13 protein-coding genes are annotated in these 25,364 nt (G+C 40.2%); 4 read left to right on the top strand and 9 right to left on the bottom strand.

The features are described 5' to 3' along the window. Positions 1–3: 3 nt before the first annotated feature. From ruvX to rho, 3 genes are all read right to left on the bottom strand, one after another. Positions 4–432 carry a Holliday junction resolvase RuvX gene (ruvX, locus tag IPM71_11585; protein ID QQS50228.1) on the bottom strand — a complete coding sequence of 143 codons (429 nt, stop codon included), beginning with the start codon at positions 430–432 and terminating at the stop codon, positions 4–6. A gap of 78 nt (positions 433–510) precedes the next feature. Then, a complete protein-coding gene (gene nifJ / locus IPM71_11580; protein QQS50227.1) occupies positions 511–4,053 on the bottom strand; it encodes a pyruvate:ferredoxin (flavodoxin) oxidoreductase in 3,543 nt (1,180 codons plus the stop codon). A gap of 246 nt (positions 4,054–4,299) precedes the next feature. Then, positions 4,300–6,072, bottom strand: coding sequence for a transcription termination factor Rho (rho, locus tag IPM71_11575; protein ID QQS50226.1), 1,773 nt, complete (start codon positions 6,070–6,072; stop codon positions 4,300–4,302). A 312-nt stretch (positions 6,073–6,384) separates the two neighbouring features. Between rho and IPM71_11570 the strand changes: the two genes are divergently transcribed. Together IPM71_11570 and rpe are read left to right on the top strand one after the other, a co-directional pair. After that, positions 6,385–7,248, top strand: a complete 864-nt coding sequence (locus IPM71_11570) for an RNA polymerase sigma factor RpoD/SigA (protein ID QQS50225.1) — start codon at positions 6,385–6,387, stop codon at positions 7,246–7,248. Between the two features lie 236 nt (positions 7,249–7,484). Next, complete coding sequence (rpe, locus tag IPM71_11565) at positions 7,485–8,135, top strand: ribulose-phosphate 3-epimerase (protein ID QQS50224.1); 651 nt, start codon at positions 7,485–7,487, stop codon at positions 8,133–8,135. A 98-nt stretch (positions 8,136–8,233) separates the two neighbouring features. Here rpe and IPM71_11560 read toward each other — a convergent pair whose 3' ends face one another. The 3 genes from IPM71_11560 to IPM71_11550 all read right to left on the bottom strand — a co-directional run bounded on the left by IPM71_11560 (position 8,234) and on the right by IPM71_11550 (position 13,507). After that, positions 8,234–10,969 (bottom strand): cellulase family glycosylhydrolase, encoded by a 2,736-nt coding sequence (locus IPM71_11560; GenBank protein QQS50223.1) that lies wholly within the window; start codon positions 10,967–10,969, stop codon positions 8,234–8,236. A gap of 20 nt (positions 10,970–10,989) precedes the next feature. Beyond that, positions 10,990–12,480, bottom strand: a complete 1,491-nt coding sequence (locus tag IPM71_11555; protein ID QQS50222.1) for a glycoside hydrolase family 30 protein — start codon at positions 12,478–12,480, stop codon at positions 10,990–10,992. 145 nt (positions 12,481–12,625) lie between these two features. Continuing rightward, complete coding sequence (locus tag IPM71_11550) at positions 12,626–13,507, bottom strand: T9SS type A sorting domain-containing protein (protein ID QQS50221.1); 882 nt, start codon at positions 13,505–13,507, stop codon at positions 12,626–12,628. A 396-nt stretch (positions 13,508–13,903) separates the two neighbouring features. Between IPM71_11550 and IPM71_11545 the strand changes: the two genes are divergently transcribed. Further along, the gene (locus IPM71_11545) at positions 13,904–15,343 is read left to right on the top strand and encodes a glucosylceramidase (GenBank protein ID QQS50220.1); all 1,440 of its coding nucleotides are present in this window, start codon (positions 13,904–13,906) and stop codon (positions 15,341–15,343) included. Between the two features lie 75 nt (positions 15,344–15,418). Next, the gene (locus IPM71_11540; protein QQS50219.1) at positions 15,419–17,281 is read left to right on the top strand and encodes a glycoside hydrolase family 3 C-terminal domain-containing protein; all 1,863 of its coding nucleotides are present in this window, start codon (positions 15,419–15,421) and stop codon (positions 17,279–17,281) included. Between the two features lie 51 nt (positions 17,282–17,332). Here IPM71_11540 and IPM71_11535 read toward each other — a convergent pair whose 3' ends face one another. The 3 genes from IPM71_11535 to IPM71_11525 form a co-directional block, all read right to left on the bottom strand. After that, positions 17,333–20,302, bottom strand: coding sequence for a hypothetical protein (locus IPM71_11535; GenBank protein QQS50218.1), 2,970 nt, complete (start codon positions 20,300–20,302; stop codon positions 17,333–17,335). Positions 20,303–20,518: 216 nt separating this feature from the next. Continuing rightward, on the bottom strand, positions 20,519–22,120 hold the full coding sequence (locus tag IPM71_11530) for a RagB/SusD family nutrient uptake outer membrane protein (GenBank protein QQS50217.1): 1,602 nt from the start codon (positions 22,118–22,120) through the stop codon (positions 20,519–20,521). A gap of 112 nt (positions 22,121–22,232) precedes the next feature. Further along, positions 22,233–25,304, bottom strand: a complete 3,072-nt coding sequence (locus IPM71_11525) for a TonB-dependent receptor (protein QQS50216.1) — start codon at positions 25,302–25,304, stop codon at positions 22,233–22,235. Positions 25,305–25,364: the final 60 nt, after the last annotated feature.

The following is a 25,364-nucleotide window of genomic DNA, read 5'->3' as shown; positions in this document are numbered from 1 at the left end:
ACTTTAACCCTGAGAATTTTTGCTTTTACTTTCTAAATACGACTGAAGTATAATTGTTGCGCTTACCTTATCGATAAGTGCTTTGTTTTTTCGCTGTGTCCTGGTAGCTCCTGCATCAATCATGGCCTGAAAAGCCATTTTCGAAGTAAAGCGCTCGTCGAACTTTACCAGGTCTTTTCCCGGGAAGGTTTTTAAAAACTTAACAATAAACCGATCAATGTGAGGAACAATCTCCGAAGGCTGATTGTTCATTTGAAGCGGATAGCCGATAACCACTTTATCGACAGGTTCCTTTACAAAATACCCTGAAAGAAATTCAAACAACCCTGCGGTAGGCAATGTATCCATGCCATTGGCAATCAATTGCAAGGTATCGGTTACAGCTATACCAGTGCGTTTGAGTCCATAATCGATTGCCAGTATTCTTCCCATTGAAAAAATTTCGACAAAGATAAATAAAAAAAGGTAGCCGAAACGACTACCTTTTCTATCTATCGCAAAGCTATTTTACTAGACGCTGGTGTAATCCATCAGGGAGCGACGCTTGTAGCTTTCATACCTCCATTTGGCATTCTTCTCAGCCGCCTCGAAAAGACGTGCCGCTTCGGCTGGGAATGCTTTAATAAGTGAAGTGTAACGTACTTCGCTTCGCAGAAAATCCTGAAATTTGGAAAAATCAGGTTCTTTTGAATCGAGCTGGAAGGGATTTTGACCTTCATTTTCGAGCATCGGGTTGAAACGATACAAATGCCAGTATCCTGAATCAACAGCTTTTTTCTCCTGTTCAATCGATTTACCCATTCCACCTTTTAAACCATGGTTGATACAAGGCGAGTAAGTAATAATAAGAGAAGGACCAGGATAGGCTTCAGCCTCTTTCAGGGCTTTCATATACTGATTCATGTTGGCTCCCATTGCAACCTGCGCCACATAGACATAACCATAAGTCATGGCCATGGCACCCAAATCTTTCTTACGGATTTGCTTACCTGCTGCGGCAAATTTTGCTACTGCCCCTACCGGTGTGGCTTTTGATGCCTGACCACCTGTATTGGAGTATACCTCGGTATCCATTACCAACACATTGATATCTTCGCCGGAAGCCAGCACATGGTCAAGACCTCCATAACCGATGTCATAGGCCCATCCGTCGCCACCAAATACCCAAATCGATTTTTTAATCAGGTATTGTTGCAGATCGAGTATTTCTTTTGCTACCGGAGACTTTTCTTTTTTCAATGATTCAATAACCTTTGCTGAGGCTTCTTTAGAGGCATCGCCATCTTCTCTTACCTCAATCCAGGTCTTAAATACCTCGATGGTGGCAGCCGATACCGATTGCTCAGCAATGGCAGCTTTCATGCGAAGTTCAATTCTGTCGCGCATTTTGTTCACTCCAGTAACCATACCGAAACCATATTCGGCATTGTCCTCGAAAAGAGAATTAGCCCAAGCGGGGCCTTTGCCTAAAGCATTCGTGGTATAGGGAGTTGATGGTGCAGAACCACCATAAATAGAGCTACATCCAGTAGCATTGGCTACCATCATGCGGTCGCCATAAAGTTGAGTAATAAGCTTGATATAGGCTGTTTCGCCACAACCGGCGCAAGCACCTGAAAATTCAAACAATGGCTGAGCAAACTGACTGTTTTTTATCGATGCCTTGGCATCAACAACGTCGGTCTTGTAACTTACATTCTTCGCCAGGTAGTTCCAATTGCTCTCTTCTACTTTTTGACTCTCCAGAGCACGCATGATAAGCGATTTTTCCTTCGAAGGACAAACCTCTACGCACACATTACAACCTGTACAATCGAGTGGGCTAACCTGAATACGGTATTTCAAAGTTTCAAAACCCTTACCCTTGGCCTCAACAAGTGTTGCTCCGTTGGGCATGCCGGCTGCTTCTTTTTCGTTTAATAAGAAAGGACGAATACAGGCATGTGGACACACGTAGGCACACTGGTTACACTGTATGCAATGCTCTGATTGCCACTCAGGTATATTGACAGCAATACCCCTTTTTTCGTACTGGGTTGTACCTGCAGGAAAAGTTCCGTCTTCGCGACCCAAAAAGGCGCTTACGGGCAGATCGTCACCCAAAAGGTTATTGATGGGTTGAACCACATTGCGAATGAATTCTGGAATGGAAGTATCTTCTGTGATCTTAGATTCAGGTTTTAATTTCGCCCATTCGGCCGGAACTGCAACTTTTTCTACTTCCCCGCCACGTTCCACAGCCAGGTGGTTCATCTTCACAATTTCTTCACCTTTTTTAGAGAAGTCTTTTGTGATGGCTTTTTTCATTTCGGCTACTGCTGTTTCGTAAGGAATTACGTTGCCAATTTTGAAAAATGAAGATTGCATGATGAAGTTGATACGGTTACCCAAACCAATTTCGCGGGCCAATTTAGTGGCATTAATGATATAGAAATTAATTTCTTTTTCAGCCAACACTTTTTTCACCGAGTTGGGAAGGTGGTTTATTGTTTCCTTTGCATCCCAGATACTGTTGAGTAGAAAAGTTCCTCCCTTTTTAATACCCCTAAGCATTTCATATTTACCCAAATAAGAAGGCACATGGCAAGCCACAAAATCGGGGGTATTTACGAGGTAAGATGAACGAATAGGCTTGTCGCCAAAACGTAAATGGGAGGTGGTAACACCACCTGATTTTTTTGAGTCGTAAGCAAAATAGGCCTGGGCATATTTTTCGGTGGTATCGCCAATAATTTTAATCGAGTTTTTATTGGCTCCCACAGTACCATCGGCACCAATACCATAAAATTTACCTTCGAAGGTACCTTTTTGCGAAATACTGACCTCTTCTTTAAGAGGTAGTGATTTGAATGTTACATCGTCAACAATACCCAGTGTAAAACCATTTTTAGGTTCTACCTGCTCAAGGTTTTCGTAAACGCTGATTATCTGTGTGGGGGTAGTATCTTTCGAGCTTAGTCCATAACGGCCACCCACAATCATAGGGGCATTCGGTTTTCCATAGAAAACCTCGCAAATGTCGAGGTAAAGAGGATCGCCATTGGCACCTGGTTCTTTTGTTCTATCAAGCACAGTGATTCTTTTCACCGACTTGGGCAATACCTTTAAAAGATATTTAGCGGAGAACGGGCGATAAAGGTGCACGGAAATTAATCCCACTTTTTTGCCCTGAGTGGCAAGGTAATCAATTGTTTCCTGAATGGTTGATGTTACTGAACCCATTGCCACGATGATATTTTCGGCGTCGGGTGCTCCGTAATAGGTAAACGGATGGTATTCTCTACCTGTAATTTTCGATAATTGCTGCATATAATCGTTTACCATGTCTGGAATGACATCGTAAAACTTGTTGGCAGCTTCGCGCGATTGGAAATAAATATCGGGGTTCTGGGCTGTACCTCTTGTAACAGGATGCTCCGGGTTCAGGGCCCGGTCGCGGAAATCCTGAAGAGCTTTCCAGTCGAGGAGTTCTTTCATTTGCTCAATAGAAGGAGCTTCTACTTTTTGTATTTCGTGCGAGGTGCGGAAACCGTCAAAGAAATGAAGAAATGGTACACGCGATTTGATGGCTGTAAGGTGAGCTACGGCTCCAATGTCCATAATTTCCTGCACACTTCCCGAAGCCAGCATAGCAAAACCTGTCTGGCGGGCACTCATCACATCGCTATGATCGCCAAAGATTGAAAGTGCCTGGGCTGCAAGACTTCTGGCAGAAACGTGAAATACGGCAGGAAGTAATTCACCTGCAATTTTGTACATATTCGGAATCATCAGCAGCAATCCCTGAGAAGCTGTATAAGTTGTGGTAAGAGCACCTGACTGCAGCGAACCATGAACGGCACCAGCTGCACCACCCTCTGATTGCATTTCAGTTACCTTCACTACTTCACCAAAAATATTCTTTCTTCCCTGAGCCGACCATTCATCGATGTATTCAGCCATTGTTGAGGAAGGTGTGATAGGATAAATGGCAGAGACCTCGCTAAACATGTATGCAATGTGCGAAGCTGCATAATTACCATCACAGGTTACAAATTTTTTGTCTTTAGCCATACTAATTCGCTTATAATAAAGATTTTACGTGATTTATTCTATCGAAAGCACAAAAATAATATAAAATTATCTATTTCTGAACCAAATAGCGTTCAGGTTCCTTATTCATTTTTATTACAAATAAGCATGAATATTGTCTGAGCCTGACTCATGCTTTGGTTTCTACTGTAGTTCAATACTTTGCTAAACAGCGGGTCGAACTTCGGTCCATACAAGAAAAAAAAGCGGATAAAAATCCGCCTTTCATTAATCACCATTCATGGTAAGTAAAAATTCTTCGTTTGTTTGAGATTTCAGCAAACGGTCTCGCAAAAACTCCATAGCTTCCACCGAGTTCATATCGGTTAAGTATTTGCGTAAAATCCAAATACGGCTTAACATATCTTTGTCTAAAAGCAGGTCTTCGCGGCGTGTGCTTGAGGCTGTAATGTCCACTGCAGGATAAATACGTCGGTTCGAAAGTTTGCGGTCGAGCTGAAGTTCCATGTTACCAGTGCCCTTAAATTCTTCGAAAATAACTTCGTCCATTTTAGAACCAGTTTCGGTAAGAGCTGTGGCAATAATGGTAAGGGAACCTCCATCTTCTATATTACGGGCTGCACCAAAAAAGCGTTTTGGTTTGTGCAACGCATTGGCATCCACACCCCCTGAGAGTACTTTTCCGGAGGCAGGAGAAACGGTGTTATAAGCTCTGGCCAAACGGGTAATGGAATCGAGCAAAATCACCACATCGTGTCCGCATTCAACCATACGCTTAGCTTTCTCAAGTACCAAATTGGCAACACGCACATGCCTTTCGGCAGGTTCGTCAAATGTAGAGGAGATCACCTCCCCGTTTACATTGCGTGCCATATCGGTCACCTCTTCGGGTCTTTCATCGATGAGCAGTATCATCAGATAAACCTCTGGATGATTTGCAGCAATTGCATTGGCTATATCTTGCAACAAAATTGTCTTACCGGTTTTCGGTTGGGCCACAATCAGACCGCGTTGTCCTTTACCAATCGGCGAAAACATGTCGACCACCCTGATAGAAAGATTACTGGTGGAAGGATTGCCCAGAAGTTGAAATTTTTCGTTCGGGAAGAGCGGTGTGAGGTAATCGAAGGGAACCCGGTCGCGAATAAAGGAAGGCTCGCGGCCATTGATCTGGTCAACCTTAATGAGCGGAAAATATTTTTCGCCTTCTTTCGGTGGACGAATAGTACCTTTAATAGTATCTCCGGTTTTAAGACCAAAGAGCTTTATCTGCGATTGCGAAACGTAAATATCGTCGGGAGAATTCAGGTAATTGTAATCGGCAGAACGTAAAAAGCCATACCCATCGGGCATAATTTCCAACACGCCCATATTGCTGATTACTCCATCGAAATCGTAGATAGTATCGGATTTTTTATCGTCGGCAAATTTTATTTTGATCTCGTTTGATTGATTATGATTTTGTTCTGAGCCTGGTGTCCTCTGCTCGTAGCGCTGGCCCTGCTTTTGATCGCGATATTGCTTCTGATAAGGTTTTTGTGTTCTTTCAATAGCAGGAGGGGCCATATCGGCTTCGCGGTCATTGATAACAGGTGGTACAGAACGATCTGCCATGTCAGAAACCGGAGGTACAATTGCCTCTGAATCGAAAAGCGGTTTTTCTGGCCGGCGGTTTTCGAAAGGCGCATTGGGTGAATCGACACGCTTACGGCGCATGCGGTTCTTTTTGTCAAACTGTCTTTCGGAATTTGGCCTTGGTGGATTTTGGTTTCGAACCACTTCCACTGGCTCTGACTTGATTGCAGGTTGGTCTGTATTCTTTGTTTCCTGGCTTACAATTGCCTGTGGTTTATTTTCTTGTTTTTCAGGTGCCGCTTTGGTCTGTTTCGATTTTTCGGTAGCCGAAATAGCCTGTTGATCAAGGATTTTGTAGATCAAATCCTGCTTGCGAAGTGCTTCAACGCGTTTAATATTCAAATCTTTGGCAACCTGGCGCAAATCGGTCACCAGCATTTGATTTAATTCAATAATATCATACATAAAAATAGGGGGAAATTACTTTATTAACTTTAAGTCAAAAAAAAGGGAAAAAATAGAATTTGGATTGAGTTCAATACAAAGGACGAAGCCCTGATGGAAATTCTTTGCAATAATAGGTATTTAAGATGCAACTACAAAATAAAAATACAAAATAATCTTATAGCCATAGAACAATACAAAATTTTACTATTTTTAACAGATGGTTCCTACAAACCTACTGTGAAAAGGATTATCGCGAAACCACCCATTAAATGGAAGGATAATAGTATAATTTCAGAGTTTGTTAACCATCGCCTAAATACCTAAGTCCGTATGAGACAGCTCAAAATCATCAAGCAGGTTACCAACCGCGATACACCTTCGCTCGATAAGTATCTACATGAAATTGGTAAAGAGGATTTAATCAATGCCGAAGAGGAAGTTGATCTGGCAAGACGCATACGAAAAGGCGATGCAGAAGCACTTGACAAGCTAATCAAAGCCAACCTTCGTTTTGTAGTATCGGTATCAAAGCAATATCAAAATCAAGGCCTTAGCCTCCCGGATCTGATTAACGAAGGAAATCTGGGCCTTATAAAGGCTGCACAACGCTTCGACGAAACCCGTGGGTTCAAATTTATTTCATACGCCGTTTGGTGGATCCGCCAATCGATATTACAGGCCCTGGCCGAACAAGCCAGAATTGTGAGGCTTCCTTTAAATAAAATAGGTTCGATCAATAAAATTAACCGCACCTTTTCTCAGCTTGAACAAATATACGAACGCGATCCTTCGGTTAACGAAATTGCCCAGGCACTCGAAATGGCTCCTGATGAGGTAAAGGAATCGTTAAAAAGTTCGGGGCGCCATGTGTCGATGGATGCCCCCATCACTTCTGAAGAAGAAGGTTCGATGTACGATATACTCACCAACAAAGACACTCCAAGTCCCGACCGCGGACTAATTACCGATTCCTTGCGAAAGGAAATTGAAAGAGCCCTCTCTACCCTTACCCACCGCGAAGCCAATATTGTGCGCCTGTATTTTGGACTAAACGGAAGGCACGCCCATACCCTTGAAGAAATTGGCGAAGAATTTAATCTGACCCGCGAACGAGTGAGGCAAATTAAAGAGAAAGCCATTAAAAGGCTGAAAAATGCAACCCGGTGCAGAAACTTAAAAGCTTATCTGGGATAAGGTGCAGAGTGAGAAAACGCTGTTTTGATCTTCATAATTATTTCAGCTGATATAAAACCAATCATTCAGTTTTGCTTCTCAATGGAGTTTGTCAATCTAATCCACCTTTCTAAATTCTTCTTAGTGCGGCATTCCAGGGTTCATTCTCTTTTACCTTTAATAGTAGCGGACTTTTAGGACTTAGAGTCCTCAGCTGCTTCACAAAAAACCTTAACTTTGCCAGAAATTTAAACTGCATGAACAGAATTATTGCCCCATCGCTATTGGCTGCAGATTTTAACAACCTGCAGAAAGAAGTTGAGATGATCAATAAAAGTAAGGCTGCCTGGCTGCATTGCGATGTAATGGATGGGGTTTTTGTACCCAACATATCTTTTGGTATCCCGGTTATTCAGAGCCTGAGCAAAATTTCTGAAAAAATTCTCGACGTGCACCTGATGATTGTAGAGCCCGACCGGCATATCGACAGTTTTATAGAAGCCGGAGCCAAAACCCTAACGGTACATTACGAAGCGGTAGCACACCTGCACCGCACAATCCAATATATTAAAAAGAAAGGGGCACTTGCAGGGGTGTCTTTAAACCCGCATACACCGGTGCATCTGCTTGAAGAAATTGCACCGGATCTAGATTTAGTGCTCATCATGAGTGTCAACCCCGGATTTGGCGGGCAGAAATTTATTCCTAACAGCATAGATAAAATAAGTCGTTTAAAAGACCTGCTTTTGCGCCGCCGATCCAACGCCCAAATACAAGTCGATGGTGGGGTGACACTGGAAAATGCTGGGTTGCTATTTCGTGCAGGTGCCGATAACCTGGTTGCAGGAACAACAGTTTTTAAATCGGCAAACCCGATAGAAACTATCGAACAATTATTGCAAGCATAAGACTTTTATCACACCTTCGGTCTCGCTGATCCTGGATCCCACACTAGATTTTCCGGTTTATAAGGTTATACAGTATACAAAAAAGAGATTAATACTGCCTATTCCACTATAATTTTCTTTGAATATACGGCGCCATCTAGTTTAAGTCTTAGAAAATAAATACCCGGCGATAAATGGTTAATGTGTATTTGTTCGTAATTCGCAATTCTTGTTACCGGACCTATTTGCTCACCCAAAATATTATAGATAGCCAAAGTAGCATCTTGCTCACCTACAAACTCAATATACAGAAAATCATCGACGGGATTTGGATAAACCTGCCAATCGGGTTCGTTCGAATGATTTATTAAAGATGTAACCTTGGAAAGTTCAAACCAGTCGAGATTATGTTCGCTGGCAAGTACATACAAACGAACAAAAAAGTACCCACTTTCAAGGTAAACCGGACCGCTTGATTGAGTTTCCCAGGTTGACCAACCACCGGTACTTGAAAATTGAATAGTATCCATAGATGAATAGTTTGATCCATCTCCTGTCTGGAATATTAATTGGGCATTCGAACGTTCAGTAGCTACTCTATAATTGATTTGATAATATCCTGAAGCTATCACACTCACACGATAGGTTAAATAATCGCCCGGGTTAGCAAAAGCAGAAGTTGTACCATTATTTTCGAAACTGAATCCATTATTTTCAACAAAATCCTCGACCTGAATTATGCCTGGAACCTCGTAATAAACTGCATCCAATTCAAGGGTTACAGGATTGTTAGAAAATGAGCTAAGGTTCTGTGTACCATGCTGCACCGATGAGCCTGAATAGGACACGGTAACATCGTTATCAGAAAAGACAGTTCCATCGTGTGCAAGAATCAGCACATAAGCTGATTCCGGACTAATACTAACTCCGGTAACGGTAACAGATTCTCCATCAATGGAGATATCAAAATCACTTGCCAGTATTTCCCCTTGTAAGGTTGTAATCTCCTTATTCAGATCAAGTAATATGCTATCGCCGGTTGAAGAGGTTTTGGCCGACATTAGCCTGAAATCAATTGCATCGGTAGATTTTGGATTGATAAAATTAAAATAGCTGAGATTGGAACCCCCTTTATCAAGGTAAAATTTAATCTGAATCTCACCGGATGGTATTATAATATCTTCGAAAGTAGTTGTTTGCCATGTCTTCCATCCACCGGTGCCCGGTAAACTCAACAAATCGGTAACCACAACACCGTTTACTTCCAGTTGAAAATCGCATCCACTGGCATTATTGGAAGCAGAACGGACTTCGAGGGTATAGGCTGCAGTTGAATCAGAGTTTAATGTGTAAAGCATCCACTCATCATCGTTTGTCCAGCCCAGGTTGAAACCGTTGGTTGTGTCAGCAGCGTCTTGGCATAGCTCGATGTCCACCCCATCGTTGCGGTAAGCCCAACCTGCATTCCATGTTACATAATTCCCTGTGCTAACATGATAATTTGCAGTATCGGTATCAAAATAGGCTACATTATTTCGACCCAAATCATAATCGGAAAAAAAGATTTCGTTACCTAGGGTGTGATTTTTGAAAGGAATAGCCTCATAACTATCTATTTGTCTCGTTAATGCATCAATTACATCGCGCTGAATAAAGCAATTTTCGATTTTGTGATTATCAGCCCACTTTAATACTGCCTGAAAAGCTTGTTCTTCTGTCATTGCCGGGGACCCACTTTTCCAAAAGCTCAATAGATCAGAGTAGTCTTCGTTTGTTGTTACATGCAGAACATTATTTATACCACTTTTTTTAACCGGCCACCAACTCCAGCCAATGTTGTTTTTATCGAAAAGCGCAGTAGCGTTGGTAAACCAGGTGTTGGAGTTTTCGCCCGATTCACTCATCCATAAAGGTACATTCAACGAATTGCGCATACCTATTATCCAGTCAACAGAACTCTGATCGTTGTAATTCCAGTATTTATGAAAAGTATATGCCAGATTGTCGTCAAGCGATGCTAAAGAGCTTAAGCCGTTGTAGTTATTACCCCAGCAATTTCCTGATACAAAAACCATATGGTTTGTATCCACTGCGCGAATGGCTGTAATTATTCGATCAAAAAGCTCTTTAATTGGCAGGTTTTGATTGCAATTGCATCCGTTTTCATTGCCGCTGTTTTCAAAGTCCCAATTAATTTCATTGATTAAATCGAATCCACCCACAAAAGGTTCATCCTTGTAGCGTTCAGCAATCTTTACCCACAAGGCAATTAATTTGGTTTTATTATGCTCGCTTTCCCATAATGAATAGTTGGAAGGGTTGTAATCCGATATGTCAGCATTCTTTCCCTGCCCGCCTGGTGCCCCATGCATGTCCAGGAAAACATACATTTCATTATCTGAACACCATTTAATCAATGAATCCAACATGGTAAATCCTTTGTCTAACCAGGTGTTTTCACCAGGCACAGCCTCTTCTTCAATGGGTAGTGTAAACCATTTATAATGCAAAGCAGGCCGCACTGAATTGAATCCCCATGCCTTCATTGAATCAACATCGGCACGGGTAAAATGGTTTGTAAGCCACACATTATAAAAACTATCGGTTTTTTCTACCCCGATGGTTTCTATAAGTTTTTCTCTGAATTGCCATTGGGTGTTAATTCCCGCGTCAGTTGATTTCATCATATAGCCTTCCTGGAGCATCCAGTTGCCAGTGCCTATGCTGCGCGCAATAAAGTTATCTCCCTGCCCATTCACAATATTTTTGCCATCGGCGTGCAAATATCCTTGTGCTGAAACAAGAATTGGAATAAAGGCAAGCGTAAGAAGAATTAGAATAGGCTTTCTCATCATTCGATATCTTTAAATTTGTATTAATTAAAAGTAATTGTTGAGATTGCATGAGCCGGTAAGCTCAGATCAATCCCCTTATTGTTAACATATATTTTATAATCAATTTGTTCCTCAGTAAGGTTGAGGGCTACCACAGCCAGGCTGCCATCTATATTGATCATAGCAGTAGCCAGCAGCTTATCGTAGTTAGAGGAGCATACGATTCTTTTCGCTCCGGGTTTGATAAATTTAGAGAAATGCCCCATGTAAAAATAGGAATTCATGTAAATGATCTCATTGGTTTGTGTATTTCCAATTAGAGGTGCATAACAAAAATTAGCTACATGGTTTGGTCCGCCGGTTTCATCAAGCAGGATGTTCCAATCGACCCAACCAACAGTGGAATTGTTTAAATCGTGCAGAATAGATTCGCCATATTGTTCACCCCAGCTCCATTCGTTTAATTTGGTGTAATCGAACGGAAAAACACAACCTTCTGTAAAAAGAACTTTTTTATCGGGGAATGCCTCCTGCACTAATTTTACATTGGCAAAATGATTTCCTGTGTACCAATGAAAGCCGGTACCCCAGATATACTTCGAAGCTTCAGGATCGTTAAAAGCTACCATGGCCCGTTGATACATTATACCACGGTTATGGTCCCAGATGATAATTTTTTTATCGCCCATTCCGGCTTTTTCGAGGGTGGATCCCAGATAATTTTTCACAAAATCTTTCTCTTCTTCGGCAGTAAAAATGCATGATTCCCAGGGTTGAACAGCCATAGGTTCGTTTTGTACAGTCAAGCCCCACATAGGAATGCCCATTGTCTGGTATTCTTCGAAGAAACGCACAAAATAATTGGCCCAGATCTGGTAATATTCTGGTTTTAGTTTTCCACCCTGCAACATATTGTTGTTGGTTTTCATCCAGGCAGGTGGACTCCATGGCGATGCAAAAAAGTTGAGGCTATTGTCTGAAACCTTCATGGCAGCTTGAATAAAGGGTATCCGGTATTGCTTATCCCTATCGATGGAAAAGTATTTTAAATCCACATCATTCTCAACTTCGGAATAAGCATAGCTTACACTGCTAAAATCGCATGAATTAATGTGCGTGCGACAAAGGGTGTAGCCAATACCCTCGATAGGATCGAAGTATGCTTTTAGAATTTCTTCTTGTTTGTCTTTCGAAAGTTTATAAAAAGTTTCAGCTGAGGCATCAGTAAGAGCCCCACCAAAACCGACAATAGTCTGAAACTGTTTTTGAGCATCGATTATTAAGGTTGGGAAATGCTCGTCTGGTTGCACAAAAGTTGTAAAATTTGGTTCCGCTATTTTCGATAACCTATAATCGGTGTCTTTTGCTGTTAAAAAAACAGAAGCTTTTTCCAGTCTAAGATTAACCGGGATTGGTTCAACTGAATAAGCTTGAGTAGCTTCAGGGTGTCCAAAATTGCAAGAATAAATTAATGCAAGTGATAAGCCAGTGAGTAGAGGATAGAAAAAAGTGTGTTTTCCAAATAATTTCATAATGGCAGATTTTTCTGGTATCTAAAAAAGTAGAAACGTATCTATTGTGGAAAAAAATGAATTAAAATAATACTTCCCCGCGATTTTGCGGAGAAGTATCTATCTAGGTGAATTATGCACCTACTTTACCCCAAAATCAATTTAACTATAATTTTATTGCTTTGGCTATTCCGGTTTTCTGATTTTCATCGGTTACAATCAGGTAATACATACCAGTCTTCAGGTCAGTAACATCTAATGTTACCCGGTAGTTATTTAAATGACTGAAACGGTTTACTTCCTGCCCAAGCATATTAACAATTTTAACTTCTTGAATATTATTTTCTATTTCAATGTTTAATTCATTACATAGCTGGGTTGGATAAACATTGATATTGCTTAAAGTAGTATTTTTAATCGCTGTAACTTGTTTCATAAGAGAAACATTGTCAATCAGAATGTTATAGGCAGCACCACCACCAACTTTTATTACTACTACTATTGTTGTATCACCCTCTCCTGGGTAATTAAGAACATCAATTACATTTTCATCGTCATTAGCATTAAGTAATTTTGCTCCACAGTTGTTTTCTGCAAAATCACCATCTACCTCAGTTACATCAGCACAATCCCAGGAATTTAAAGCCATATTTATTGGGAAACCTGTAATATACCCATCGTCTGCAGGAATAGCATCTGTAATAACTGCCTCAGCCCATGTTGACTCTACTACCAAATCAATGGTCTTGATCAACATAGAAAGCTTATAGTCCACACCTTTTTCTAGTGTAACTGATTGACAAACTGCAGCATTCCCCCAGTTGCCTGCTCCCGACATACTTAGGCAGCCGCCTGAACCGCCAGTAGGAATATCGCTCGTATAACCAAAAGTTTCGGTGTGTCCGTCGCCTGCAGCCAAATCAACAATTGTCCAATTGCTGGCATTTTCCATATCTCCGCCCACAATCATTTCTTGTGAGAAACTTATTAATGAACCTGTAAATAAAAGTCCGGTTAATAAAGTACTTAGCATGTAAAGTTTTTTCATAATGGTTAAGGTTTTTAGTGAAACATTAGAATTTGTTAACTGAACCAAAAATAGATGCTGGTAAACCTTCTACCATAATAATCTATCTCTTAAAAGCTCACATTCCTTTTGGAGGATATACTTAAAACCACTTAAACTTTAACCAAATTGTTTTATATAACTGTTTGTGTGCGCTTTAACCACATTAGCAATAATAAAACTCTTCTGAATTAAGAAGCTAAAAAGTGCAATTGGAAGGGTAGTTAACCAGAAAAAACGTCTATAAATTCATCATTGAGTAAAAAATAAAATAATAATGGGGGTAAGAAATATATTTAAGAGTTTTTAAGAATCAAGAAAAGTTTGCAATCTGCTTCTACAGGAGTATTATTGGTAATTCATAAAATCAATACTAAAATGAACACACTAAAAAAAATCTTAGCATTCCTGTTTTTAATACCCCTGCTAATTCTGTTATCCTTTACCTTGCAAAGGAAGGCGAATGTTACTGAATATGTGCTTAGCCAAAAGTGGCTTACCCATCCGGCTGACTCCATATTGTTTCAATCGGTAATGATACGACCGATGTCCGTGCCAAGCTTAAAGGAGCTTCCTGCAATCTCAGTTAGTGAATACGATCAATTTCAGAGTATGGATGGTTTTGGGTTTACACTTACGGGTGGAAGCGCCCGTTTAATAAATCAAATGAATGCAAGCAACAGAACCCAATTGCTGCAGGAATTATTTGATACAAATAGCGGAATTGGTATTAGCTACCTAAGGATAAGCATAGGGGCATCTGATTTGAGCGATTCGTCATACTCTTACAACGATTTATCTAGTGGCCAAACCGATATAAAACTGGAGCATTTTAGTATTGAAATGGAACGCGTCCACCTTATACCGGTATTGAAAGAAATTCTGAGTATAAATCCGGAAATAAAAATTATGGGGTCCCCCTGGTCTGCTCCAACCTGGATGAAAACAAACAATAGTTTTATTGGTGGTAGTTTAAGGCGCGAGTTTTTCGATGTGTATGCCAATTATCTGGTTCGCTTTATAAAAGAGATGGAAATTGAAGGTATTTTCATAGATGCCATCACTGTGCAAAATGAGCCCTTACACCCTGGCAATAACCCAAGTATGTTTATGGAAAGTGCAGATCAGGCCTTGTTTATTAAAAATAGCCTGGGGCCCGCGTTCAGAAAAGCGGCACTGAATACCAAAATAGTAATCTATGACCACAATGCCGACAGGATAGACTATCCCGAAGCCGTGTTAATGGACAAAGAAGCATACCCCTTTATTGATGGCACAGCATTTCATTTGTATGGAGGCCAAATAAATGATATCTCGAAGCTTCATGATGACTTTCCTGAAAAGAACCTTTATTTTACTGAACAATGGATTGGTGCACCCGGCCAGCTGCAGGAAGATTTAACCTGGCACACCGAGAACCTGATTATTGGAGCTACACGCAATTGGTGCAAAAATGTTTTAGAGTGGAATCTGGCAGCCGATAAAGACCTAAAGCCACATACCGATATGGGAGGTTGCACCCTTTGTTTGGGGGCAATTTCCATCGATGGAAATAGCATAACCCTCAACCCGGCCTATTATATAATTGCACATGCCTCCAAATTTGTTCGTCCAGGCTCGGTGCGCATCGCTTCCAACATGCCTGAGAACCTACCTAATGTTGCATTTAAAACAAAGACTGGAACAATTGTTTTAATAGTTTTAAACAAGGCAAACATGGTATCCGATTTTATAATTAATTTAGGAAATTCAACAATTTTAGAATCCCTTGAGGCTGGCGCAGTAGCAAGTTATATTTTAACACCTCAATATCGATAGCTATATGTTTTGAAAAACAAGTAAATAATAATTTCATTAAATAGAACAAGAATAGAACTACAACTGAACAATCAAATGAAAATAAAACAAGACAAAGTAAAAGCTGGAAATTATACACGTTCATTGTCAATATTAACAATTTCTCTTACTCTTTTGGTTCTACTTCTGAGTGTATCCTCATCCAATGAAGCGAGATATGACAGAAAAATTGAACGAAAAATAGAAAAGCTTCTGGCACAGATGACACTGGATGAAAAAATTGGCCAGATGACCCAAGTAAGGCATTTTGCAGATATTACCGACGAAGATATTGCTTCGAAATTTATAGGTTCTGTTATTCACACAGATGGACCCGCTCCAGGTGAAGATGCTGCCGGATGGCAGCAACGCTTTATTGAGTTGCAAAAGCAAGCCTTATCAACCCGACTTGGAATTCCACTATTATTTGGGGTGGATGCAGTTCATGGACAAAACACATTCGACGGTGCTGTTATTTTTCCACATAATATAGGGCTAGGAGCAACACGCAATCTGCAACTTGTTGAAGAAGTAGCGGCAATTACTGCCCTTGAAGTCCGGGCCACAGGAATCAATTGGGCGTTTTCGCCATGTATAGCTATTCCCTACAACGAAAAGTGGGGACGGGTATATGAAGCTTTTTCTGAGAATACTGAGCTGACCACCAAAATGGCAAAAGCTGCGGTGATAGGATTACAGGGTGATTTGAGGAATCCGACCAAGGTGCTAGCTACAGCTAAGCATTATGTAGGTGATGGTGCAACAGATTTTGGTATTGAAGGTGGCAATACATCACTTTCGATGCATGAGGTAAGTGAAAGACTCCTGCCTCCTTACAGAGAAGCTGTAAAACATGGAGTTGGATCTGTAATGGTATCATTTAATGCATATAACGGAATATCAATGCATGCCCATAAAGAATTGATAACCGACTCACTTAAAAATGGAATGGGCTTCAGCGGAATTGTGCTTACCGACTGGAAAGGCTATTCGCGATTTGGAAAAAGTGATATTATCAACGCTGGTGTAGATATGGTTATGGCCGTTGATGGGGATTTGGATCTTTTTCAGCAAGATATTAAAGCAAATATTGCATCAGGCCATGTTAAAATGGAAAGAATCGACGATGCAGTAAGAAGAATACTACGACAAAAGTTTCGTCTGGGATTATTTGAGAATCCTTTCCCCGATTCAACGCTGATTGGTAAAATCGGAGCCGAAGAGCACAGAGATATAGCACGCCAGGCGGTGAGAGAATCTTTAGTACTTCTAAAACGTAATGAAGGTATTCTGCCGATTCAAAAGACTACAAATAAAATTGTTGTAGTTGGTGAACATGCTGATAATTCTTCCCTTCAATCAGGTGGATGGACAATTCGTTGGCAAGGAAACTATAGTGGTTGGCGAGACCAGCCCATAAGTTATTCAGGTGCCACAACAATACTTGATGGAATAAAACAAAAAGCACTTCAACAGGTGGTATACGATACCACGGCTAAAACCCCTCAGTTAGATGCTGATGTAGCAATTATTGTGGTTGGAGAAACTCCATATGCTGAATTATTCGGAGATATCGGCGATGGGAAAGGAACCTATAAATTAACATTAAGCGATGAGCATAAAAGGTATATTGAAAGCTATGCAGGTAAAGGCCCTGAGGTAATTGTCGTCCTAATCAGTGGCAGGCCTCTTGTGGTTACTGAGCAAATAAATCAATCCGATGCGTTTATCGCTGCCTGGCTGCCCGGCTCCGAAGGGGATGGCATTGCTGAAGTATTGTTTGGCGAATATAATTTTAGTGGAACCCTTCCCCATTCCTGGCCAAAATCCGAGAATGATTTTAAAGGTAAATTCGGGCCTAATTATTGGGATACAACTATCACACCTTTGTTTGAATACGGGTATGGACTAAAATACTAATCTGCTGAATTATCGACGAACATTGTTTTTAGCAGAAATTATTATAATACCTTATAAATTGTTTAGGTATGCTTTAAGTGAATCATTGATATCCAGCCCAATTTTTTTTCTGAGCCTGTATCTGTCGTTCTCTATAGCCCTGGTAGTTTTGTGCATAAATTCCGATATTTCTTTAGTAGTAAGGTTCATGCGCAAATAAGCTGCAATTTTAATCTCTGAAAGACTTAAATCAGGGTGCTTTTCTTTTAGTCTGGAAACAAAGTTACTATACACTTTATCGAGTTGAGGTTCGATGTATTTCCAATCCTTATCATCACTTAACTCTTCATCCATTTTTGCAATAATATCTTGCAAACCAATGCGAACTGATTCCTTGGCTTTTGCAGACAATCCCAGGAGCCTGTTTTTCTGATCAATTAATTCGCGGTTTCGGTTGAGCACATGAAAGGTAAGCTTCTGAAGTTCACTATCAAGCTGCTCCTTTTCGAGTTCGATGATGCGTTTTTCCTGAATAAACTGTTTTTCGAGAAAATTATTACGAATAGAATTAAGGCGATACCTGTAGGCCAAATAGAGTAAAAACAGGAGAAGAAAAACAATTGTTGATTTAAACCAAATAGTCTGATAGAAAGGTGGCAGAATACGTACTTTAATTTCCCGGATATTATTCCCCCATTTCCCATCGTTATTGGAGGCCTTCACTTTAAAAGTATAAACTCCTGCTGGCAGATTGGTATAGGAAGCTGTTCGGTTATCTGACGAAATGCAAACCCAGTCATCATCGAACCCTTCCATTAAATAGGCATACTGACACTTTTCAGGCAAGGTATAATTGAGTGCTGCAAAACTTAAAGAGAATGACTTATCGCGGTAATTTAACGATATTTCTTTCGTGTAATTGATATCGGTGGCAAGTACTACTTTTTTGTTTATTGCTTGATGTACCTCAACTTCCTGATTGAGAATTTTAAAACTTGTAAAGACCAGATTAGGTAAAATCGGATTGGCAATAATTGCCTCGGGCTTAAAAACATCCAGTCCTTTGGTAGTTCCCGTCATAATTCTGCCGTCGTTAAGCATAATCATAACGCCCTGGTTGAAGATATTTCCGCTAAGTCCATCATCAGTCAGATAGGTTCTAAACATATTTGTATTGGGATCAAATACATTCAATCCGCGGCTGGTACCCATCCAGACAGAACCATGAGAGTCTTCAATAATACTTTCTATAATGTTGCTGGAGAGTCCGCTTTCATAGCTATATTGTTTTAGTTTCTGAGTTTTTTCGTTGTAAACAAAAACACCATTTCCTTCGGTTCCAATCCATATTTGCCCCCATTTATCCTGAAAAAAACATTTTATTAAGCTTTGGGCAATTACTTGCTGTAAACTATCGGAAGATAGTTTTCTGATTTTTGCTGTTTGTCTGTCAAGAATGTATACTCCTTTACCTTCAGTACCAAACCACAAATCACCATCGTTGCTTTCCATGATTGTCATTACATTCGGAAAATCAATTTTTTCATTGCTCACTGCCATTGGACCATAATTACTAAACTTTCGGGTGGCTGCATTATATAAATCAAGTCCCATGCCCAATAACCCTAACCAGATACGCGACTGACTATCGCGAAGGATATACCATATGCTATTGGATCCTAACTGACCTTGATTGATATCGCCTTGATAAATCCGTGTAAGAAAATTTGTTTCCGGATTAAGAATCATAAAACCACCAGCATAGGTTCCGAGTAATATGTTACCAAATTGATCCTCGTTAATGCTTTTTATTACTTCAGTCGAAAGTGAGTTTTCATTGCCTGGTTTGTAATGATATTCTTTGAGGATTCTATCTGGCTCTATTCGGTACAATCCATTGCCATCAGTACCAACCCAAATTCGGTTTTTCGAATCCTGAAAAATGCTCAAAACAGATTTCCCGCGAAAAAAATTTAAATCATTTGGTTGAAATAAGGAAGATGAAAATTTAAAGCGATCGGGATCAAAATAGTTCACACCTTCGTCGAAAGTTCCAATCCATATGAAGTTTTGGCTATCGAAATAAACAACGTAAACATGATTACTGGACAAACTCCATTCATTGGAGGTTTTGGTAATACTCGTATATTTTAAAGTGTTGGGATTAAAGACGGTTATTCCGGCCCCATCGGTACTTATCCATAAATTACCCTGTTTATCGAGAGAGGTGCTACCCATTAATATGTTAGTCGGTAAGCTACCATCAAATTGAGTATATATTTCTGATTGACCATTTTCTGGATTATAAGAACATAATCCATGTACATTCGCAGTAATCCAAAGTATACCGTTATTGTCTTCGACAATTGATTTTTTATAATTTGTTCCTAACCGATAATCGCGCTTGTAGCCAATATTCTCGAAACTATTTGTTCCTGGATTAAAGCGCTGTATCATTTGATGGTCGGTAGCTACATAAATTTCGCCTTTGCGTGTTTCGATAATGTCATAAAGAATCTCAGAATTTAACGATTCAGGATTTTGGGGTTGAGAATGAAAGTGTACAAAGCTATGATTAGCTGGAGTGTATTTTGCTAAGCCATTATTTGTACAGAACCAAATGCTGCTATCGGCAAACACTTTTATTTTATGGACATTACTTCCGCTAACAATTTGACTATAACGGGTTATTCGATTAGTTCGCTTATCGAGTTTATTCAATCCATTATTGTAGGTACCAATCCATAAATTACCCTGCTTATCTTCTGCAAGGCTCAAAATTCTATTTCCCGATAAGGAATTGGTGTCGGTTGGAGAAGATGAATAGGTTTTTACCTCATATCCATCGAACCGGCATAACCCGTTGCGAGTGCCAATCCAAACAAAGCCTTCCGAATCTTTTAAAATACATTCTACATTGTTATGAGCCAAACCTTTGTCAGAATTTAAATGTGAGAATTTAAGCTCTGTGTAATGAATAGAATCAAATGCAAAGGCAAAAACATTCAATAATAATAGAATTGTCAGAATAAAGACTCTCATTCGTATGATTAAATTATAAGAGTGTGATCGACTAAAGATATCAAATTTTCGTTTTAAACCTTCAAAATCCTATTTATACCAACTTGCTCTTTTTATATTTTACAATCAAACACCTTACTTATAAACTAGTCAAATAAAGCTGGATCTTGTCATGATGGAAATAACTAAAAAAAAGGAGCTGATTGTTACCAGCTCCTTTTTCTTGCAGCATTTCACCTATTTAAATGCCGGCACATGTTGCACCAACATGCCTTCATTCACAAGCCTAATTTCGCTTGCCGGTATTGGCAACATCCCCCAGGTATCGATAATAAATTCTCTTCCTTCGAAATCGGCCGGGCTTTCGGCAGTAGGCGGTATATCCCAGCTTAAATCGATTTGGGTTTTCGCATAGGATAAACCACGCCTTAGCAAGTCCCATTTACGATGACCTTCTCCAGCCAGTTCTACGCGCCGCTCGTGGTAAATATCGTCGATATTAATTGAGGCAAGTGCAGCTCCGGGACCCAAAGAGCGGGTGCGCACCTCGTTAAGGTAGCCAGTTGCCTTAACATTATCATTGTCCATAAATAGCTCGGCAGCAATTAACAGCACTTCGGCATAGCGCATATCCTTGAAATTTATGGGCCAGTTATGGTCACGTTCACCACCGTTAGCAGTAGGATCGAAAGCTGCCCGTGGCATGTATTTGTATTGAAAGTATCCGGTATTCTGAAATCCGCGGGTATAACCCGTCAAACTATCGCTGGCACTGTAAATAGTGGTATTTAAGCGTGGATCGCCTGATTCAAATTCATTGAACAACGACCACGTCACGGTGCCAAAGCTCCAACCATTAAGAATATCCGGATCGCCCTGTGGATCGCGAATACCATAAAAAACACTAGCGAAGTTTCCGTTAATATTCCAGCCACCCCAATCACTCGAAATTGCTTTTTCAGAGTATTGCCATTCGAAAATCGATTCTGCATTATTCTCATTTGCCCAATCGAAGACATCGTCGTAATTTGTTAAAAGAGAGTAACGGTTAGAAACAATAATGTTTTCCATCGCAGTTCTGACATATGCTTTGTCGATCAGGGTAGTTCCATCGGTTAAATCACCAAGACCCATAACAGGTTTGGCAAACCCTTCGTGAAAAAGAAAAATACGGGCAAGAAGAACCTCTGCTACATCCTGGGTAACTCTGCCTAATTCACCAGGTGGTATAGTTTCAGGCAGGTTCGGAATAGCAGCAAGCAAATCACGCACGATAAGCTCATACACCTTATCGGGGGTAGATTGAGGAATAGATTTATACGATTCCGGTTCGGGTAGATAGCTTTCGATGATAGGTACCCACCCAAAATGACGTACCAAATCCCAATAAAAATAAGCTCTCAACATTAATACTTCAGCATGCATGCGATTCCTTAATGCCTGATCTTTCCATTCAATGCCATCTTCTTTATAGAAATAAAAATTAGCACGGTATATTCCAGAATAACAACGATTCCATAAATCGCGTGCAGCTGAATTTTCAGCATCTAAAAGAGAGGTTTCCTGATCTTGCCATTGCCCCATACCTCCGCCAGGTTCACCCCCTGTGTAGGCATCATCGGAAAAGATATCAGATTGCAGGGGTACAAAGTTCCAATTATTCACATGTTGGGCATCGTAAACCGCGGTCATCGCCAGATATGCATCATGCTCTGTTTTATAGGCATTAGCCTCCAGAAGGCTTGTTTTTGGCTCTAGTTCCAGAAAATCATCGACACACGATTGTAAAGCAACCGTAATTCCAATTAGGAGCAAAACACTATATTTTATCGTTTTCATCCGTAAATAATTTTTTAATAAAGTCAGATGGAACTCGCATGATGAGTTTTCATCCTTGTATGTGTTTAACGAATCATGCCCGTTTTATTTCAAATTCTTTTAAGAATATAAATTAAAATCCAACCTGTAAACCAACTAAATAGGTTTTAGGTTGAGGGTACACACCCCGGTCGACACCTATATCAAGCGGGCCGCCACCCATCTCAACTTCCATACCCGAATATTTGGTAAAAGTCAATAAATTCTCCCCTGTAAGGTATATTCTAAACCGATCGATTTTAATAATTGATGACATACTCTTAGGAAGGGTATAACCAATTGTCAGGTTTTTTAATCTTAAAAAATCAGCATCTTCAAGAAAGAAATCGGAAGCTGTTTTATATGTTTTATTCGGATCGGCCAGAGTAACTCTTGGATAGGAATCAGAAGTTCCTTCCCCATTCCAACGCTCCAACACAGCTGTAGTATAATTAGCATATTGCAAATCGTACCTTCTGCTGGCATTATAAATCTGATGTCCAAGTGAGGTATACCAGAACATCGAAAAATCTATACCCTTCCACTCGAGGGTAAGGTTTAAGCCGGCAATAAATTTGGGATAAGGGGTACCCAAATTTACCCTGTCGCCATCATCGATACTACCACTTGAGTCAGCATCGACGAATTTTAAATCACCAGGCTTTGCCTGTGGCTGAATGCGTTTGCCATTGGCATCGGTGTAATTATTAATTTCTTCCTGAGTTTGAAATACTCCATCGGTTTTTACCAGGTGGAAATAACCAAGCGGCTCTTCCACTTCCAATCGTAAAATATTGCTTTGTCCGTGTATACCTCCTGCACCAAGAATATATCCATTTGAATTTTCGAGGCTTAGTATTTTACTTTGATTATGCGAACCGGTAAAGCTTACATTAATTAGCAAATCGCCTGCAATCTTCTGTTTGTAACCCAGTTCAATTTCCACACCCGAGTTTTTTACCTCTCCGGTATTGGTTACTGGTCCTACATTTCCAATAAGTAATGGATAGTTGGCATTAGATTCTTCAATTAACCAATCCTTGGTTTTCTTGTTATAAACATCTACTGCCAGGCTTATTTTATTTGACAGAAAAGCCAGGTCTGTTCCAATGGTAAACTGTTCGGAGGTTTCCCAGATTAAATCAGGATTGGGATAACGTGAGGGTTGAATACCATTTACCATGGTTTGCTGTGACCCGTAGAAATAAATATTGTTGGTATTGATAGTTGTGGTATAGGCAAAATCGGGTATGCCTTCGTTGCCATTCTGCCCCCAGCTCATGCGCAATTTAGCAAAGTTGAAAAAAGTCGTTTGAGGAAAGAAAGACTCCTGCGACAACACCCATCCTGCCGAAACAGCAGGGAAATAACCATAGCGGTTATTGGCTCCAAAGCGCGATGATCCATCTACCCTTAAAACAGCTTCGAGCAGGTATTTATCGGCATAGCTATAGTTTATCCGACCAAAATAGGATCCAAGCGTATGCTCTCCATAACCTCCGCTGGCCTCAGCATTTGGATTTTGAGCATTATTAAGGTAGGCCTTTTCAGGATCATCGAAAATAAGGTCTTGCTTTTTGGCCCATACATTCTCGTTATACTCTTTGAAAAGGGTTATGCCCACTATACCAGTAATAGAATGTTCATTGAATTCTTTTACATAACTCAGGTTGTTTTCCCAATTCCAACGCACATATTTGTTTACGGCAGCTGTGGCATAATCTAAACTGTCATTCACATGGTTGGCATCAATATAGTATAAAGGTGCATAAGAGTTATCCTGCACATAAGCTATTTCTCCTCCAAAATCGGTGCGAAATTTAAGTCCTTTAACTATTTCAAAAACGCCATAAATATTGCCTAGTGCCTTGTTGGTAGAAGATCGGCTGTTATGATATTCGAGCAAAGCAACAGGATTGGTAATTTCCTGCAATCCAACGCCAAAATCGGAAGGTGTTCCCCAAGTTCCATCTTCGTATTTAACCGGAACAATTGACTGCATGTTAATAGCTTGATTTAGTCCTAAACCATACATGTTGTTTCCTTCAATTCCGCGGCGCTTCAAATTAGCCAGGTTAATGTTGCTTCCTATTTCAAAATTACCTATGGTCCTTGATGTTCCTAGTCGGTAGGTAAAACGCTCGAAATTAGATTTACCGGGGGCTATAATACCCTCTTGCTTAAAATAGGAAAGCGAAGAGGAATAGGTATTGTCTTCGCCTCCCCCCATAAACGTAAGGGAATGGCTTGTTTTAACCGCATTTGCATTATAAATTTCTTTTTGCCAATCGGTGTCCCAACCATTGGTACGGATAAGATCAATTGTAGCATCATCAAATAATGGTGTACTGCGACCATCATTAGCCTGTGCTTCGTTCATAATCTCGATGTACTGTTCTGAGTTGAGCAGATCTTGTTTTTTCCAGGCATTTTGTACACCATAGAAACCATCGTATGTTACAGAAATCGAGGTGCCCTTTTTACCTTTCTTAGTTGTAATAATTATTACGCCATTTGCACCGCGTGTTCCATAAATAGCTGATGCCGATGCATCTTTTAGCACCTCTATTGACTCAATATCGGAAGTGTTAAGGTAATCCATGCCTTGACCTGTCATGGGCACACCATCGACAATATACAATGGATCGGCATTACGATAGGTTCCTACACCCCTGATACGGATGGTCAGGTTGTCGCCGGGTTGGCCGCTGTTATTCATCACCATAACTCCAGCAGCCTTGCCCTGAATGGCCTGTTCAATTCTTAAATCGGTTGATTTATCCAAATCTTCAGCACCAATTTTGGCAATTGACCCCGTTATTACGCTCTTCTTTTGAGTTCCATACCCTACCACATATACTTCATCCATGGAAAGAATATCAATAACCAGAGAAACATTCAATAAGGATTCGCTTCCAATGGTTTTTTCTTCTTCAAGATAGCCTACAAATGAAAAAATAAGAGTTTCTCCTTCGCTGACCAAAATTTCGTAATTACCATTTATATCGGTAATTACACCACGACTCGTTCCAATTACAAAAACATTCACACCCGGAAGAGGCTCGTTTAAATCGGCTGAGCTTACTTTTCCGGTTATCATTTTCTCCTGTCCCCAGGACATGATGAAAAGACTAAGCAGAAAAAAAATAGTAATAATTTTCTTCATAGATTTTATTTTTAATTAGTTAGGTTAATTCCGTTGCAAGGAAACTAAAGGATAAATGAC

Source organism: Bacteroidota bacterium (assembly GCA_016699695.1).
Lineage (GTDB): Bacteria > Bacteroidota > Bacteroidia > Bacteroidales > UBA10428 > UBA10428.
This window is presented reverse-complemented; position numbering and strand designations above follow the sequence as displayed.

What these genes read in the sequence shown, in the direction of transcription:
- rho (QQS50226.1), bottom strand. Translation starts at nt 6,072, where the DNA reads ATGTATGATATTATTGAATTAAATCAAATGCTGGTGACCGATTTGCGC.
- IPM71_11535 (QQS50218.1), bottom strand. Translation starts at nt 20,302, where the DNA reads ATGAGAGTCTTTATTCTGACAATTCTATTATTATTGAATGTTTTTGCC.
- rpe (QQS50224.1), top strand. Translation starts at nt 7,485, where the DNA reads ATGAACAGAATTATTGCCCCATCGCTATTGGCTGCAGATTTTAACAAC.
- IPM71_11570 (QQS50225.1), top strand. Translation starts at nt 6,385, where the DNA reads ATGAGACAGCTCAAAATCATCAAGCAGGTTACCAACCGCGATACACCT.
- IPM71_11550 (QQS50221.1), bottom strand. Translation starts at nt 13,507, where the DNA reads ATGAAAAAACTTTACATGCTAAGTACTTTATTAACCGGACTTTTATTT.
- nifJ (QQS50227.1), bottom strand. Translation starts at nt 4,053, where the DNA reads ATGGCTAAAGACAAAAAATTTGTAACCTGTGATGGTAATTATGCAGCT.
- IPM71_11530 (QQS50217.1), bottom strand. Translation starts at nt 22,120, where the DNA reads ATGAAAACGATAAAATATAGTGTTTTGCTCCTAATTGGAATTACGGTT.
- IPM71_11555 (QQS50222.1), bottom strand. Translation starts at nt 12,480, where the DNA reads ATGAAATTATTTGGAAAACACACTTTTTTCTATCCTCTACTCACTGGC.
- IPM71_11525 (QQS50216.1), bottom strand. Translation starts at nt 25,304, where the DNA reads ATGAAGAAAATTATTACTATTTTTTTTCTGCTTAGTCTTTTCATCATG.
- IPM71_11560 (QQS50223.1), bottom strand. Translation starts at nt 10,969, where the DNA reads ATGATGAGAAAGCCTATTCTAATTCTTCTTACGCTTGCCTTTATTCCA.
- IPM71_11545 (QQS50220.1), top strand. Translation starts at nt 13,904, where the DNA reads ATGAACACACTAAAAAAAATCTTAGCATTCCTGTTTTTAATACCCCTG.
- IPM71_11540 (QQS50219.1), top strand. Translation starts at nt 15,419, where the DNA reads ATGAAAATAAAACAAGACAAAGTAAAAGCTGGAAATTATACACGTTCA.
- ruvX (QQS50228.1), bottom strand. Translation starts at nt 432, where the DNA reads ATGGGAAGAATACTGGCAATCGATTATGGACTCAAACGCACTGGTATA.